The organism is Paenibacillus sp. FSL P4-0113 (assembly GCF_038009305.1).
GTDB lineage: Bacteria > Bacillota > Bacilli > Paenibacillales > Paenibacillaceae > Paenibacillus > Paenibacillus polymyxa_D.
Window position 1 is genome coordinate 4333122 of the sequence record NZ_JBBPAZ010000001.1, and the last position, 17507, is coordinate 4350628.

Sequence of the window (17507 nt, forward strand, 5' to 3'; positions counted from 1 at the left end):
AAAATAGCTCTTTATTTTAATAGGATCATTTAATTTAAAGACTAGTATGCTTATGGTCTTCAAGATTGAACTATACAGAGTAATAAATAATCATATTCATCCGAACTAGTGTTTCTCCTAGATTATAGTAAATGTGTGGACGGTCTGCTTTAAACCGGATTGAATCTCCAGCTTTAACTGTGTACATTTCTTCGCTGACTTTTATCACCATTTCACCCTCAAATACCGTAATAAATTCTTCTGTACCTTCACGGTGTGGCGCTGAACTCAGTTCCCCGCCTGCTTCAATCTCTACGGTGTAAACCTCAAAATTTCTACTTCCTTCATAGGGAAAAAACGGATACAACCGATAGTGATTATTTTCTTCAAGCACTTGCACCTTGGTTTTCGGAACGACTACTGCATCTGCAGGGGGTTCATTAATCAGGGCAGTGAAAGAGATTTTCAAACCGTTCGCAATTTTCCATACGGTTGTAATCGAAGGATTTGATTCTCCCCGCTCAATCTGACCAAGCATCGTTTTACTGATCCCCGTCAGATCGGCTAATTTATCTAAACTTAATTTTCGTTCATTTCTTAGATATTTCAAATTTTTACTTAAAATCAGATTAATATTCTCCATAATTATTCGCCCCTATTGTGCTTTATAAAGAACGTATTGTACAATCATAAAGTACAAACGTGCGTTTTAACGCACACTTTATACAATTATAACATACTGGAGTTGATTGTTGCATGCCGGTTATTCCGTTTCTTTCTTATGTGATTGTTACCAGCTTTACGCCCGGACCCAACAATATTATGTCATTAGACAGTGCCAGGCGGTTAGGTTTGAGAAAAGCATTTCCATTTTTGCTGGGAGTAACAGCGGGCTGTTTCGCTATTATGCTGTTAGCCTGCTATTTTAATCTTGCTTTGTATCATTTTTTGCCACGGGTTAAAATCTGGATGAATGTACTCGGTAGTCTGTACATGCTTTATCTGGCGATAAAAATAGCGAAGAGCAAACCTTCTTCTAAAAATAATGATCACAATGAAGGATATTCCTTCAAATCAGGATTGCTGCTGCAATTTATCAATTTAAAAGTCATTTTGTATGGTATTACGGTCATTTCAACGTTTGTTATGCCTTATGATGTATCGTATATAGAGCTTATTATGATTTCATTACTTTTGACCTGTATTGGTTTTATAGCTGTAGTGTGCTGGGCGATTTTTGGGGCTATGTTTCAGCGTTTCTTGAACAAGTATGAGCGCTCCTTCAATATCATAATGTCCTTATTGCTCCTTTATAGTGCACTATCGATATGGATGTAAATGAATACCGTTTCCATCATAGAAAAGAAAGGTTCCTGACTATAGGCAGGAGCTTTTTTTTCGTGTGAATTGAGCTTATTTTACGAGTTATAACATACAATCGGACAGAATGGATGAGTCTCCTGATCATTTAGCTGCAAAACGGGTATTACCTTAATAAATAAAGCTGTTGACAACTTGTATATACATGACTTAATCTTGTATATACAAGTTGTTGAAAGCGTTATATTATTTTTTACGCTATTTCATTTCGCAAGAAAGGAATGAGCATGAATGGAAGCAACGAATAGGACTTTGATTCCTCAAGATAAGGACTGGTGGCGAAAATCAGTAGTCTATCAGGTTTATCCCAAAAGTTTTAACGATACGACGGGTAAAGGAACCGGTGATATAAGAGGACTGACGCAAAAGCTGGATTATTTGCAAAAACTGGGTGTCAATATTGTCTGGTTGCAGCCTGTATATGTCTCACCACAACGTGATAACGGGTATGATGTAGCCGATTATTGCCGGATTAATCCTGACTATGGAACAATGCAGGATTTTGAAGAATTGAGCCGGGAAATTCGGGCGCGTGGGATGCACTTGATGATCGACATCGTGGTTAACCATTCTTCCACAGAGCATGTCTGGTTTCAGCAGGCGCGGCTTTCTAAGGATAGTGAGTACAGGGACTATTATATCTGGCGTGACCCAGCACCCGATGGAGGACCTCCGAACAACTGGATTTCCAAGTTTGGTGGACCAGCTTGGCAGTATGACGAGGCTACAAACCAATATTTCTTGACACTGTTTGATAAGACGCAGGCGGATTTAAACTGGGAAAATCCCAAAGTTCGTCAGGAAGTTGTTAATGTGCTGGAATTTTGGGCAGAGAAGGGAGTTAGTGGCTTCCGACTTGATGTCATTAATTTGATTTCCAAAGATCAGCAATTCTCGGACGACGATGGAAGCACGGCTCCTGGGGACGGGCGTAAGTATTATACGGACGGCCCAAGTGTGCATGAATACCTTCATGAATTACATGAGAAAGTATTCTCAGCGTATAACAGTGTCACTGTAGGGGAGATGTCCTCCACCTCACTGGATCACTGTATCCGTTATTCCAATCCAGAAAGAAAAGAATTGTCCATGACCTTTAATTTTCATCATTTGAAGGTAGATTATCCAAATGGACATAAGTGGGAATTGATGCCATATGATTTTGAATTGTTGAAGAAGCTATTCTCGGATTGGCAAACGGGCATGCAACAAGGTGGCGGCTGGAGTGCATTGTTTTTTAACAATCATGATCAGCCAAGGGCGATCTCTCGCTTTTTGGATGATGGCGAATACCATGCGGAAAGCGCCAAGCTGCTGGCAACCACGTTACATGGTCTTCAAGGAACACCCTATATATTTCAAGGTGAAGAGATTGGGATGGCCAACCCGCAGTGGGCAGATATTGAAGAGTTTCGGGATGTTGAATCTCTGAATATGTATCGTATCTTACAGGAACAAGGCAAAAGTGCAGAAGAAGCATTGAATATCATTCGAGAGCGGTCTCGTGATAATTCGAGGACACCGATGCAGTGGGATAACACTCGCAATGCGGGCTTCACTACAGGCACGCCTTGGATTAAGGTAGATGAACGATATCCACAGATCAACGTTCAGTCTCAGTTAGAGGACCCGAACTCGATCTACAATCATTACCGTCAGCTGATTCACCTGCGTAAGACGGTGCAGGTCCTTACTGACGGGAGTTATCAACGTTTGGACGAAGCTCATCCTCAGGTCTACGCCTATCAACGCAGCAATGAAGAGGAGACTTTGATCGTCATCTCTAATTTTAGCGGACAGGATGCGCAATTCCGTATACCGGATTCATTTTATTCATCATTAAAAAATCAAGCGTTGGGTGCGGCTGAGCTTTTAATAGGTAATACCCAGCACGTCCCGGAGCTAAAACAAGAGATCACTTTGGCCCCATATGCTTCATATATGTGGATTGTCCGTAGTCTTAGTGAATAGTATGGAGATAACTAGTAGTACCCGGGAACGTTATTTTTTATAACCGGGGTTGCTGCTAAAAAAGAGCAAACGTTAAGGGAGTGGGCTAAATGGCGATTGAAAGATCACAGGTAGAAGACATTATAAAAGCCGTTGGTGGCAAAGACAACATAGAGGCCTCTACGCATTGCGTAACTCGTCTGCGATTTGCCCTTTATGATGATAAGCTGGTCGATAAAGAAGCACTTGAACAAAATGATTTGGTCAAAGGCCAATTTTCTTCACAAGGACAGTATCAGGTTGTGATTGGTCCAGGCCTGGTGGATAAGGTATATAACGAAATGATCTCCATTACAGGAGGTAGTCGGGCTTCTAAAGACGATGTCAAAAATGCAGCAAGCAAAAAACAAAATCCAATTCAGCGTGCCATCAAGACGCTGGCAGATATTTTTATCCCCATCTTGCCCGCAATCGTGACTGCAGGTTTATTACTTGGAATAAATAATATTTTGACAGGCAAGGGGATTTTCTTCGAAGGTATGGCTCTGGTTCAGGTCTATCCTCAATGGACTGACTTTGCTGCTATCATTAACACCATTGCCAGCACCGCTTTTACATTCCTACCTGCCTTAATTGGATGGTCAGCCGTTGTCCGGTTTGGCGGCAGTCCTTTACTCGGGATTGTACTGGGTCTGATTCTGGTTCACCCAGATCTATTAAGTGCATACGGTTATGCGGATGCCGTTACCAAAGGAACCGTTCCGGTTTGGAATTTGTTTGGGTGGGAAGTGAACAAGATTGGTTATCAAGGACAGGTTTTACCTGTTTTAGTATCCGCTTACGTACTTGCACAAATTGAAAAATTCCTAAATAAAAAGATAGCGGATTCATTTAAGCTGTTACTCGTGGCACCGATTACATTATTAATAACGGGATTTCTGGCTTTTACAGTGATCGGTCCGGTTACTTTTATGATTGGTAATGCTATTACGTCTGGTCTTGTATACGTTTTCGATTGGGCTCCTGCGGTGGGAGGCTTGATCTATGGAGGCTTGTACTCCTTGCTCGTGATTACGGGAATGCACCATACTTTCCTGGCGGTGGATGTGCAATTAATTGGTACGCAGGGTGGAACGTTCCTCTGGCCGATGCTGGCGCTGTCCAATATCGCTCAGGGGGCCGGAGCATTGGCCATGATGCTAGTATTGAAGGAGCAAAAGGGAAAAGGGTTGGCTCTTACCTCTTCTGTGTCTGCTTTTCTGGGTGTAACCGAGCCTGCCATATTCGGGGTGAATATCCGATATAAATATCCGTTCGTATTTGGAATGATCGGTTCCGGTATCGCAGGTATACTGCTTACCGTAAATCATGTGATGGCTTCTTCCATTGGTGTGGGAGGGATTCCAGGCTTCTTGTCTATTTTCCCAAACAACTGGGGTGTATTCTTCATTGGGATGGCGATCGTATTGATTGTACCGTTCACTTTAACCTTTATGTATGGAAAACTGCTAAATAAGCGCCGTCAGACTCCAGCTACACCAGCTAACGACTCCGTACGGAAAGATTCGGGCCGTCAAGATTCTGCACTGGATGTGCTTGAAGTAAAGACTCCGGTACTGGGACGTGTTGTGCCGTTGGAGCAGGTTCCTGATCCGGCTTTTGCCGAACGGCAGATGGGACACGGTATCGCAGTGGAACCGAAGGATGGCAAGATTCTTGCCCCTTTCAGCGGAAAAGTTATTCATATCATGATGAAAAGCAAGCATGCCTTGATTTTGGAGCATCCGACAGGGGTACAGATTCTGGTACATGTGGGGATCAATACGGTGTCACTGAAGGGTGAGGGATTCACCATACATGTGGAGACAGATCAAACTGTGAAACAAGGACAACTATTGATGGAATTTGACCGTGATCTGATTCAGAAATCTGGATATCCCATCATTACACCTGTCATTGTCCCGGATGGCCAAAGTATGATTAAATCGGTTGAGGAACTGCCAGGTGAGGCAGACGATTTGCAGTATACCTTAATGAAAATTCATTTGAATTCTTCATCAGGTCATAGGAATTAATTCAGTTTCAATTCGCACAGTCTATTATAGTGAACAGGGAAGTGAAAGAATGCTACAATGAACGTGGTGATGAAAATTGACAAAGAATATATTTTTGCAAATTTATCAGGATTATTCGGGACAGATTCAGACAGGCGAATTGGCTCCAGGTACGAAAATGCCATCTGAAAATGAACTGGCCCGGGAGTATAACACTTCTCGCGAAACCGTACGTAAGGCACTCCATTTGCTTGCACAAAATGGGTATATCCATAAAATAAAAGCTAAAGGATCTTTTGTTCTGGATATGGGACGGATGGATTTTCCTATAGGAGGTCTGGTCAGTTTTAAGGAAATGTCCGAACGGATTGGGCGTACATCACGAACCATTGTACATGAAAATCAACTACTTCCAGTTCCAGATGACATAGCCAATCATCTTGAGATTGACAAAGACAAATATTTGGTCTGGAAAGTCGTTCGTGCACGTGAAATTGAAGGTGAATGCGTCATATTGGACAAAGATTACTTTCGATCAGACATTGTATCTGTGCTTACTGAGGAAATTAGTCGTGGATCCATCTACGAATATTTGGAGGGAGAGCTCCATCTTCAAATCAGTTATGCAAAAAAAGTCGTTTCCGTAGAAAATGCAGACGAAGAAGATCATAGGCTGATGGACCTTCAGAACTACACTCATGTGGTCGTAGTACGTAACTATGTTTATCTGGAGGACACCACGTTGTTCCAGTATACCGAGTCAAGGCATCGGCTGGACAAATTCCAATTTGTCGACTTTGCCAGACGTTCCCACGGTGGAGACAAGAGAGCAGATTTTTTAAAATAACGATCAATAATATAGTTAAGAAACCCCGTCTTTTAAGACGAGGGTTTCTTTTTTACCTTGGATGCAACTGCTGAGCAGCTTGTATACTGGCATTTGAGGGATTTGAATTTGCGTTTTATCCAAAAGCTGTTTATAGAATATTAAAAGGTTATATACTGTTTAGAATACAATTCCATGATCAATGCAATGGGAACGAGGTGTATGTTATTTATGTATAGAGTGGCTATCTGCGATGATGAGCACAAGCAGAGAGAGCTTGTTAAAAATATGCTGATTACTTTGTCGATAAAGACCAGTATAGAATTTAAAGTTGAATTATTCGACTCCGGAGAACAGCTGGTATCTCATTATCAAAACCATGAGTCTCCATTCCATATCTTAATATTGGATGTTGAAATGAGTGGCATGAACGGAATCCAAACCGCCCAAAAAATAAGGAGTTTAAATCACCTGGATGAACAGATTGTTTTTTTAACGAGCTACCCTGAATATATGGTGGAAAGTTTTGACGTAGTCACATTTCAGTATTTAATAAAACCGATTGCTCCCCATATCTTTGAGGAAAAAATGATAAAGCTGTGTCAATATTTTCAATCTCTCGATAAAAAATTCGTTATCATCAAGTCAGCTTATGAGGAAGTGCTTTTAAAATATGATGATATCATTAGTATTGAAGTGGTCAAAAGCTTAACCATAAAAAACAAACTGCATTTTGTAACCTCTACTCAAACCTATGATAGCAAAGGGATTCTTTCGGACTATGCTTCAGCATTAAAAGAACATAATTTTCTACAAATTCATCGTTCGATTATTATAAACTTAATTCATGTGAAAAAATTTGCTGGCGGTGATGTTTTGATGTCAAATGATGTGAAGTTACCTATTGGGCGTTCTAAAATAAAAGAAGTTAAAGATCTATATACCAAATTTATGATCATGAAGATGCATTAATATGATGGAATATAACTCCCTGCTTCTTAATCTTTGCGTTGTCCTTGTTATGTGCTTCCAAGTGAATTTTTACTTTAACTCGGTTTTTGATAAGTCCAATCGAAAGCCGAACAGATTCGTGTACTTCATTATTTTTGGGTTGCTGGATTCCCTATATTTAAGTGTTTATTTGGCTCCTACGATATCTTCGATTTTAGCATTACTTGTCATATTTAGTTTAGCGCAATCGTATACAGTGGAAATAAAGACAAAGATCATCTTTTCTATCCTTTATGCTGTATTGATAACCATCGTTAATTTTATATCTCTTTATATTTTATATGCTGTAGGCTCTGTTAAAATTAGCAACTTTAGCCATTTGAGTGAACAAGATCACTTGATATTCTCTAAGGTTATGTTACTCAGCTGCATTATCATGTTTGCTGTCATTCAGATTATACGGTTATTTGCCAAACGAAGAACCTTCCCTTTGCAGCATCGTTACTATATTTTATTTTTAATCGTTCCCATCATAAGTTTATACCAGGTCAATGTTTTATCTGTTTATAGTGAAAAGAATATGTATTATTTTGGTTCTATTATTGGCTTTATTTCCTTAAATGTTTTTATCATATATATTTTTGATAATGTCATTGAAAAATTTCAATTAATGCATGAAAATGCTCAATTACAACATCAGATGGACTACCAAGATGCCAATTATGAAAAAACGGTTCACAGCTTCAAAAATATAAAAAGAATCATTCATGATACGCACCAACAGTTTTTGTATATTGAAGAATGTATCAAGAGAAATGAATTGGCTGAGGCGAGTGAACATATTAAGGTTACCTTAAATAAAATCGAAGGAGCATATCAAAGGGTTAATACCGGTAATCTGGTTATAGATGCCCTTGTCACGAATAGTCTTAACATTGGACAAGCCAATGGCATCAAGGTAGATACCCAACTTAACTTATATTCACAGAAAGTAAATATTGAACGTTATGATTTATGTGTAGTTCTAGGGAATATGCTGGATAATGCCATAGAAGCATCTAAAAAGGTCAAGATTGCTGATGACAGGTACATTCTTATTAAAATACATTCCAATGAGTCCGCGCTTTTCATTCACATCCTTAATCATGTGGAGAATGAAGTGGCTCATTTGCATAGTCAAAAATCAAACCCAGATGTTCATGGCATTGGCTTAACCAATATATCTAGAATATGTGACAAATATGGTGGGAATATGACCATTGAAACGAGAAATAAAGTATTCAATAATATGGTTTTATTGCCATTTTATAAGGACATTCCTTAGACATCATGTTGTTTAGGGATTGTTTTTTTCGTTTAAGGGTGTTTTTTTATATAGAATCCTCGTTCATTGTATGATCAGGTCAGTCATAAAATCTGGTGAAGCTATAAGAGGAGGAAATATGGAATGAAGAAAATAATAGCTGTGTTCGTTTCTGCTATGCTTTTTGTACTGCCGATGACGAATACTTTTGCTCAAGGCACTGATGAACCTATCAAGGAAAAGGCTCGCAGTCTGGCCTCGGAGCTGGTATCCAAATACGGTGTTAGCGGTGTGCAGTATGCCATTATGGATCATGGAAACATCGTATTATCGGATAGCGTGGGTGTAAAGAATAAAGCAACCAACGAGCCGATCACCAAAGATACGATGTTCGGTATAGGCTCTACAAGCAAAATGTATGTATCTGCTGCAACGATGATGCTGGTGGATGCCCATAAGGTAGATATTGATCAGCCATTAACAACATACATTAAGGACTTTAAAATGTCTGATGAAAGATACAAACAAATTACACCGCGTATGCTGTTAAATCATTCGTCAGGTCTTTATGGTGCTCACTATAAAAATAGTATGTTATTTAATAACAATGATACAGAAAATCATAATGAGCTCTTGCTAAGGTTGCAATCAGAAACTTTAAAATCAAACCCTGGCGAATATTCCGTATATACCAATGATGGATTTCAATTGCTTGAAATATTAGTTGAGCGGGTGAGCGGTCTAAGTTACACCGATTTCCTGGCAAAGCATATGAGTACCCCTTTGGGTTTGAAATCTACCAAAACACCTCTCGATCAATTTGATAGACAAAAGCTGTCCAAAACTTATTTTCCTGCGATTGAGGGGGCCTTACCGGTTGAAAATGCCAATGTCATCGGGACAGGGGGCTTATACTCCACCGCAGAAGAGGTGGCTATGTTTTCAGAAGTGTTAACGGGGAACAGACCCGATATTCTATCTGCCCAATCGGCGAAGTCCATGCAAAGTCATGAATATCGAAAAGGAATATGGGTACCTGAAGAGACAAACAGCTTTAATTATGGACTTGGTTGGGATGCGGTTCAGTTGGCACCGTTTAGTGATTACGGAATAACTGCGTTATCCAAGGGTGGGGATACTGTTTTGTATCACTCTACTTTGATCACCATACCAGAGCATCATATTTCTATGGCTGTGCTTTCATCTGGAGGGTCTTCCATCTTAGATAGTATTTTTGCTTCTAACATTTTATTGGAACTTTTAAAAGATAAGGGCATCATTAAAGACATCATACCTGAGAAAACATTTGAGCCTCCTGTAAAAGTGGAAATGCCATCTGATTTACTTTCTTATTCGGGATTATACGGTTCTGTGGGTACAACCATCAATGTAGAGATTAAAAACGGTGAGTTTGATTTACCTGCTTTCTTGGATGGATTCGTCCCGGCGCAAAAATATGTGTATACAGGCAATGGACAATTCAAAAGCAGTGATGGCAGTGTAGCCATAAGCTTTGACAAACAAAAAAACGGGAAAACGTATATTAAGGCTAACCTATATTTAGACTTTCCGGGATTAGGTCAAATGGTTATGGTGACTTATGAATATCAAAAGCTAGATGCCAATCCTGTAAATCCCACAGTTAAAAAGGCATGGGAAAACAGAAACGGGAGAATTTATTATGCTTTGGATGAAAAGATATCTTCCATATTTTATCTGGCCCCCTCATTTATAACGAAAAAAATATCCGTTGATCATGATGGATACGCAAGTGGTACTAAAATTGTGAATGAGAATAAAGCAGTAAATGCCGTTGAGATTCCAGTTATGAGTGGAAGAGATGCATTTGATCTGAATTTTTATACCAAGGATGGTTCGGAGTATTTAACCATAGATGGACAATCCTATATCAGTGAGGATGCTGCTAAACCTATCTTGGGAGGAAAATCAGTGCACACTGTACCATCTAATGGCCAAGCCACATGGTATAAAATAGATAAAAACTCAGCCAATAAAACGATGACCGTTGATTTTCCAACAAGCGGAGGGTTCGCTGTCTATGATGAAAACGGAGCAGTTGTACAATTTTCAACTGCTAGCAATAACAATTCGGTTGTACTGCCCAAAGGTGGCTTGATCGTTTTGGGTGGCAATGCAGGGGATGTATTTAAAATCAATTTGAATTAAGTGTGTAGTCGCTTCTGTAAATTCAGGAGCGACTATTTCATTCAGCAGATGAACCTAAATCCGTAATGGATAATTTTATATCAAAGGTTACGGGTGTTTTGCTGAATTTGTAATCCCAATTATCCTTTACCTTTTTCCACACCTGCGGTTTCTCAATATGCAAATGGTCACCAAAACCGGCAACATCGACTTTATATTCTGACTGTAATTTGTGCATAAGAGACTTAATCCTGCGAGTCACTTGTTTTTCAAACTCTTTCTCAGCCTCCTTCATGTTTTGTGTCTCAGTCGGGTCCGCTTTATCATCCCAGTTTTCGATTAAACGTCCTTTGGATTCAATTTTTACGTGAAACGAGATATCGTTGCCTTCGGTTACTTTAGTTGTTATTTTGCTTTTTACCGATTTGATTTCGTAAGTGATAGCTTCATTCCGCTTGTCATATGTTTTTACAGCTCCGCCCTTAACATCACCTGTAATCCAGCCAATACTCTCCACGTCTTGTTGGTCCAAACTGCCTATCCAGTGACCGGTATCTCCTTTAATAATACCAGCACCTGAAAATTCCAATTCCCCATCGGATTCAGTGATGTTTTGCAATATATAGCTTTTTTTGGAATGCATCATCCCATCCAATTCAGACAAATTGACCCCCCTCATTACCTTGCTGGTTCTGAAATGGTTACGAAGCATATACAGAATATGAATGGATGGGACTTCTTCCTTATATTTGGTAACTAAAGTACTAGCTGCTCGTCCCTTGCTTAAGAAGACCAAGCAACTCGGGCGAATATCATTATCACGAAGCGCAAAATCCATCAATTGCTGCATCGTCTGTTCTTTCGCCAAATCGGTAGCAACCACCATGACCTTTAGATGGTGGCCAATAACGGGGCGATCCAAACGGAGAGAGAGCTGCCGGAAGATTTCAAGCAAAGAATCTCCTGTGCCAGTTATGTTGTTATAGTTTGGCTCTTGTCCCCCTCCTCCGCCTTGTTGGTTTGGGCTTCCAGATGATTTTTTGGGGACGATTTGTACGCTGGCTGTAATTTTATTTTTCTTGAAGTAACGGCTACCTTTCTTCTCCAGATCCTGTTCCAATGGAGTGAGCTCCCCCTTATCCAGAGAAAGTCCTGTATATATGCTAAGTTCCTCTACTTCTTTGCTGCTCCAACAACCGACTTGAGTCACCAGAAGAATAAAGGCAAGCAGTACAGATAGGATAGGTCGTCTACACATTTTGCTTCATTCCCTTCTTCCTGATCATGAACACAATGGAGAGAAATACCGGAATCAAAATAAATAATAGGATTCCCATATATCCGATCGCATCGCCCAGGCTAAACACTTCCATCATACGAACAGGAGTCATTGTGGAGATAAAGATTAGCGGGATTAAACCGAAAACCGCATAACGATATTTAAAACCAAACACCTGTGAAACACCTAAGGATGCATTGAAGAAAAAACTGCAGGAATTACAAAACATTTGCATCATCCAGATCACTAGCAGTGGAAACTCTAGACGTTCAAAAAGAAATCCAGGGATTTCAAAACTGCGCATCAAATTAATGGTAGGCCAAGTACTTGTCACAGTGGAATCTACCGATAGCCCGCCGATCACCATAACTACGGTCAAAAAGTACAAAATTAAAGGGATACTGATCCCCACTACCATGGCCTTAAATGCCTTCTCGGGGTGCTGCATAAAAGCGACCAGTGTCATGACGACTTCACATCCACTGAAAACAAGGATAGTTGATTTCAGCCCCTTGATGACGGGCAAAACCCCTTCACTCAATACGGGACGAAGATGATCAATTTCAAAAATCCTTAAGCTAAAGAGAAAACAAAAAAGCAGAAAGAAAAGACTGATTGGAAGTACAATCTGGTACAGTCGCACGATGGGATTAATGCCTCCAAAAACTAAATAACTCCCTACCCAGATAAATGGAATCACAATCGCCCAGATGGGTGTGCCTTCGAGTAGAAAAAACATGGTCACTTCAGCTAACACACGTATTTCAAAGCCGGCAATGATTATAAAGTATATAATCAATAGCACGCTTAAGATTCCTCCCGGAACAGTGCCTACAATTCTTCTGGAGTATTGGTATATGGTGTTTCCGGGAAACTGTTGACTTAATTTCACCATGACCCAGACGACGAATATGACAATACCTCCACCGATGAGGACAGAAAGCCATGCATCAGGAGTCTGTACTTGTTCAGTTACACCCCTCGGCAGTGTCAAAATCCCTGCGCCCAATACGGTATTGGTCAGGAATACAGCCGCCTGCTTCGTTGTGATCTTGTCATCAGAGCGTCTAAACACAGTAGCTCCTCCTTCGTCTTGGCATCATGGTCTACGCCTTTTTTGCTGCGTTTTCATCATAACAGGTCTTCGTTTCATTAGAGATATAGGAGCTCGGATGTACATATCTTTCAAGTCGCTTAGACGCATCGGGGAAAAGGGAGTCACATATGGGACGCCGAAGCTTTTCAATTTCGTCAGATGGATACAAATCAACAGAAAGAACAATATGGTTCCGAGCATCCCCAGGATTGCTGCAAAGAGCATGCCGACGAAACGCAGTAGGCGCAAGGTAATGCCCGCACTGTATGTCGGTATCGAAAATGAAGAAATGGCAGTTACCGCAACCACAATCACCAGGAAGGGGCTGACGATGCCCGCATTTACAGCAGCGTCGCCGATGACCAAGCCTCCCACAATGCCCATTGCAGGACCAATGGGTTTGGGCAATCGGATGCCGGCTTCCCGCAGGATTTCGATCGAAATTTCCAGAATCATGACTTCAATGACGGAAGGAAAAGGGACGCCTTGACGGGTCTGAATGATGCTAATGACCAGCTTGGTCGGAATCAAACCGGGATGAAATGAAATAAAAGAGATATACAAAGCAGGGCCCATCAGCGCTATGAAAGCTCCAAAAAATCTCAGCAAACGTAAAAGTGAACCTGGAATCCAGCGTTCATAATAATCCTCGGGAGATTGAAGCAGCATACTGAAGGTCACCGGGACAATAAGTGCAAAGGGAGTCCCGTCCAGAAGAATGGCTATTCTTCCTTCCAGTAATGCATTAATGACACGGTCGGGTCGCTCTGTGTTGTGAACCTGCTGGAACGGACTTAAATAATTGTCTTCGATGAGTTGCTCCACATAACCGGATTCAGCCAAAAAATCCATATCTATTTTTGATATTCTGCGGTTTACTTCTTCAAGAAGATCCGGATTCACAATATCCTTGATGTACGCGACAACCAGATCCTTTTTGATTCGGCTTCCCACTTGAAATTTCTTCATTTCCAGACTTTTATTTAAGCCCTGGCGTCGAAGCATCGAAGTATTTTCACTTAATACTTCCGTAAAACCGATTCTGGGACCCCGAAGTAGTGCTTCAGAGGTTGGTTCATTGACGGAGCGAATGGCGCCATTAGGCGAGCCTACCAGTAGTGCTTCCTTCATTCCTTCAATTAATAAGGCAGTATGACCTAAAAGGATGAACTCGTGCAGTTCCTCCATACTGGTAACTTCACTAATTTGCGTAAGTGGCATCAAGCTATCTTTTATAAAAGAGCTACTTATACTTTCCGGCTGTTCCTGTTGGTCCTGCTGGCCCTCAAACATCAAGACCTCCAATACCTGATTGCTCATAAGCTTTTCATCCTGCATGCCTTCTATGAAGACTAATACGGACCGAGCATGAAATTTTTTCAACATAAACTCACGAAAATGCACATCACTATTTCCGCCTATAGACTCTCGGATCGAATTTAAATCGGAATCGTAATTCCCTGTAATTTTAGAGTTTGGTTTATTCTGTTGATCAAGGTGCCCTTCGTTATTTTCATCGGAGAGCGGCCGACCGGAAGAATGTTTGGATTTCGCTCCCTTACTACCGACAAACGAATAAATCGAGGTGTTTATATAATAAATCCCTAAAGGAATAATCAACGCGAGGCCTGCTTGAAAGAGTATACTCCAGCTCGGAATATAAGAAATTATTTTAGACCACAAGATGACCACCTCCAAACGATTCAATTCTAAGATACAAGTTGTCCCTAAAGTATTCCTTATAAAGGTTGTATTTACACATGAACTGGAAAGATTCGTTCGATGACCAGAGCAAATGATCATCAACTACACTATTTTTAAATCTAATCATTACGGCAGATCTCACACCAAACACTTCTGTTTTTGTTTTAGGGCTATCTAGCACTGAGAGTCAGCGTAGGGAATGGTGCAAAACCCCTTGAAACGGAATAGGGAAATCCCTAAACATTCTTAATGCGAACCACATTGTGATTATAATCACATATAGCTCTATCTGCTGTATTAAAATAGAAGCATAAACAATATTCATTAGAAACGTAGAGATGTCGTCGGATAGGAAGTAGCGTCGAATGAATGGAGGAACCGGTATATGATAAACAGTAAAAAGAAGCTTGTGGTTATAGGGAACGGGATGGCTGGTATCAATACGGTCGAACAAATTTTAAAATTAACAGATAAATATGAAATTACAGTCCTGGGAAGTGAGCCGCATCCGAACTATAACAGGATCATGCTCTCTTATGTGTTGGAAGGTAGTAAAACAATAGATGATATCATACTGAACGATTTGCAATGGTATGCGGATCAAGGGATTACTTTATATACAGGAAAAATGGTTAAAAGTATCGACGGTGAGAACAAGAAGATTCTCACCGAAGACGGACTGGAAATTGATTACGATGTGGCTTTGGTGGCTACTGGTTCACAATCGTTTATTCTGCCTATTCCGGGTAAAGAATTACCGGGAGTTATTGGTTTCCGAGATATCGCCGATTGCTCGGCAATGCTGGAAGCGGCAAAGACCTATAAAAAGGCCGCTGTCATTGGTGGAGGTCTGTTGGGGCTGGAGGCAGCTAAAGGCCTGGTCAATCTGGGGATGGATGTTACGGTCGTTCATTTAATGGAAGATTTGATGGAACGTCAGCTAGACCGGGAAGCCTCTGCGATGCTAAAAGCAGAACTAGAACGCCAGGGAATCAAGTTTGCTATGCAAATGCAAACTTCGGAGGTGTACGGTCAAGATCGGGTACAAGGACTGCGGTTTTCTGACGGAAGCGAGCTGGAAGCGGATTTGGTCGTTATGGCGGTTGGGATCAAGCCTAATATTCAGGTAGCTGTGCAAAGTGGTATGGAAACGAACCGTGGTATTGTAGTCGATGATTTGATGAGAACCTCTGTGCCGGATGTATATGCTGTAGGGGAATGTGTTGAACACCGCGGAATCTGTTATGGTCTGGTAGCTCCGCTGTTTGAGCAGGGAAGTGTCATTGCCAAACATTTGGCAGGCGCGGAAACTGAAGGTTATATGGGATCGGTGGTTTCCACCAAGCTCAAAATTTCAGGGGTGGATGTTTTCTCAGCTGGCGAATTCATAACCCAGCCTGAACATACGGTGATTGTAGCAAAAGATGAGTGGAAGCGGACCTACAAAAAAGTGCTGCTTCGTGAAAATAAGATTGTTGGAACTGTACTGTTTGGCGATGTGAGTGAATCTGCTAGCCTGCAAAAATATGTACGTCAGCAAACATTGATGACAGATGAAATATATGGACAGCTCATGGGTACTGGATGCAGCAATCACGGGTCGAAAACATCATCCGCTGAAACGATGGCCGATGATGAAATTGTGTGTGGCTGTAACGGTGTAACTAAAAAGGCCATTGTTGATGCAATTAATGACAATGGATTGACTACAGTCGATGAAATTAAGGCATGTACCGGAGCAACTCGTTCTTGTGGAGGATGTAAGCCGGTCGTGGAGCAGATTCTACAATATGTTCTTGGAGACAGCTTCAAGACGTCAGCCAAGCAAGGAATATGTAGCTGCACAACATTGAGCCGGGACGAGATTGTGGAAGCGATCAAAACCAAAGGGCTGACAACTACGCGTGAAGTGATGAATGTACTGGGTTGGCATAATGATGAAGGTTGCTCCAAATGCCGGCCAGCGCTGAATTACTATCTGGGAATGATTAACCCGGATACCTATGAAAATGAGGGAGATTCCCGTTTTGTAAATGAGCGATTGCACGCAAACATTCAAAAGGATGGAACGTTTACAGTTGTTCCTAGAATGTACGGCGGTGTAACGACCCCAGAAGATTTGAAGAAGATAGCAGATGTTTCTCTTAAATACAACGTTAAGGTCGTTAAAGTAACAGGAGGACAGCGGCTTGATTTGATCGGTGTCCGTAAAGAGGATCTGCCTAAAGTATGGGAAGAACTCGATATGCCGTCGGGGTATGCCTACGCGAAGTCACTTCGTACGGTTAAAACCTGTGTTGGATCGCAATTTTGCCGGTTTGGCACACAGGACTCGATGGGAATGGGAGAAGTGTTGGAACGGAAATTCGAACGACTGGACTTCCCGGCAAAATTCAAATTAGCGGTTAATGGATGTCCACGCAACTGTGCGGAATCATGTACCAAAGATATCGGAATCGTAGGTAATGATGGAGGCTGGGAGATCTTTATCGGTGGTAATGGCGGTATTAAAGCACGGTTGGCTGATTCACTCTGTAAAGTGAAAACCGACGCCGAGCTGATTGATATTGTAGGCAGCGTAATGCAATTCTACCGGGAAACAGGGCAATACCTGGAACGTACTTCGGAGTGGGTGGAACGGATCGGTCTGGAAGAGATTCAGAAAGCAGTCGTTCATGATACAGCTAATCGCCAAGCTTTAGTAGAACGTATCGAATTTGCACTGCAACAGGTAGAAGACCCTTGGAAAAAGATCATCAATGATGAGGATTCACGCAAGAATTTATTCGAGGTTGTCACCCCGTCTATTGTGTAATTGT

The 17507-nt window shown here is 41.2% G+C and carries 12 protein-coding genes; 8 read left to right on the forward strand and 4 right to left on the reverse strand.

All coding sequences use genetic code 11. The annotated features are described in order from the left end of the window. Positions 1-70: 70 nt before the first annotated feature. Positions 71-625 carry a helix-turn-helix domain-containing protein gene (locus MKX46_RS18765; protein ID WP_081317545.1) on the reverse strand — a complete coding sequence of 185 codons (555 nt, stop codon included), beginning with the start codon at positions 623-625 and terminating at the stop codon, positions 71-73. 110 nt (positions 626-735) lie between these two features. Here MKX46_RS18765 and MKX46_RS18770 point away from each other — a divergent pair, with 110 nt between their 5' ends. The 7 genes from MKX46_RS18770 to MKX46_RS18800 all read left to right on the forward strand — a co-directional run bounded on the left by MKX46_RS18770 (position 736) and on the right by MKX46_RS18800 (position 10630). Then, positions 736-1317, forward strand: a complete 582-nt coding sequence (locus tag MKX46_RS18770; RefSeq protein WP_069010924.1) for a LysE family transporter — start codon at positions 736-738, stop codon at positions 1315-1317. Between the two features lie 273 nt (positions 1318-1590). Then, positions 1591-3330, forward strand: a complete 1740-nt coding sequence (gene treC, locus MKX46_RS18775) for an alpha,alpha-phosphotrehalase (RefSeq protein ID WP_341071620.1) — start codon at positions 1591-1593, stop codon at positions 3328-3330. An 89-nt stretch (positions 3331-3419) separates the two neighbouring features. Next, positions 3420-5384, forward strand: coding sequence for a PTS system trehalose-specific EIIBC component (gene treP, locus MKX46_RS18780; RefSeq protein WP_165148234.1), 1965 nt, complete (start codon positions 3420-3422; stop codon positions 5382-5384). A 76-nt stretch (positions 5385-5460) separates the two neighbouring features. Further along, positions 5461-6210 carry a trehalose operon repressor gene (gene treR, locus MKX46_RS18785; protein ID WP_069010927.1) on the forward strand — a complete coding sequence of 250 codons (750 nt, stop codon included), beginning with the start codon at positions 5461-5463 and terminating at the stop codon, positions 6208-6210. A 210-nt stretch (positions 6211-6420) separates the two neighbouring features. Further along, the gene (locus tag MKX46_RS18790) at positions 6421-7161 is read left to right on the forward strand and encodes a LytR/AlgR family response regulator transcription factor (RefSeq protein WP_165148237.1); all 741 of its coding nucleotides are present in this window, start codon (positions 6421-6423) and stop codon (positions 7159-7161) included. A gap of 1 nt (position 7162) precedes the next feature. Continuing rightward, positions 7163-8464: a GHKL domain-containing protein gene (locus MKX46_RS18795; RefSeq protein WP_341071621.1), complete on the forward strand. Its 1302-nt coding sequence runs from the start codon at positions 7163-7165 to the stop codon at positions 8462-8464. A gap of 123 nt (positions 8465-8587) precedes the next feature. Beyond that, positions 8588-10630 carry a serine hydrolase domain-containing protein gene (locus MKX46_RS18800; RefSeq protein WP_341071622.1) on the forward strand — a complete coding sequence of 681 codons (2043 nt, stop codon included), beginning with the start codon at positions 8588-8590 and terminating at the stop codon, positions 10628-10630. A 37-nt stretch (positions 10631-10667) separates the two neighbouring features. On the opposite strand, the gene MKX46_RS18805 is transcribed toward MKX46_RS18800, so the two are convergent. The 3 genes from MKX46_RS18805 to MKX46_RS18815 are packed head-to-tail and all read right to left on the reverse strand — an operon-like array spanning position 10668 to position 14667. After that, positions 10668-11867, reverse strand: coding sequence for a Ger(x)C family spore germination protein (locus MKX46_RS18805; protein WP_241113470.1), 1200 nt, complete (start codon positions 11865-11867; stop codon positions 10668-10670). Next, positions 11860-12963, reverse strand: coding sequence for a GerAB/ArcD/ProY family transporter (locus tag MKX46_RS18810; RefSeq protein WP_029515883.1), 1104 nt, complete (start codon positions 12961-12963; stop codon positions 11860-11862). The genes MKX46_RS18805 and MKX46_RS18810 overlap by 8 nt, the downstream gene beginning before the upstream one ends. A 24-nt stretch (positions 12964-12987) precedes the next feature. Next, positions 12988-14667 carry a spore germination protein gene (locus MKX46_RS18815; RefSeq protein ID WP_029515882.1) on the reverse strand — a complete coding sequence of 560 codons (1680 nt, stop codon included), beginning with the start codon at positions 14665-14667 and terminating at the stop codon, positions 12988-12990. Between the two features lie 406 nt (positions 14668-15073). Here MKX46_RS18815 and nirB point away from each other — a divergent pair, with 406 nt between their 5' ends. Next, positions 15074-17503, forward strand: coding sequence for a nitrite reductase large subunit NirB (gene nirB / locus MKX46_RS18820; protein ID WP_209949397.1), 2430 nt, complete (start codon positions 15074-15076; stop codon positions 17501-17503). The last annotated feature ends 4 nt before the right edge of the window (positions 17504-17507 follow it).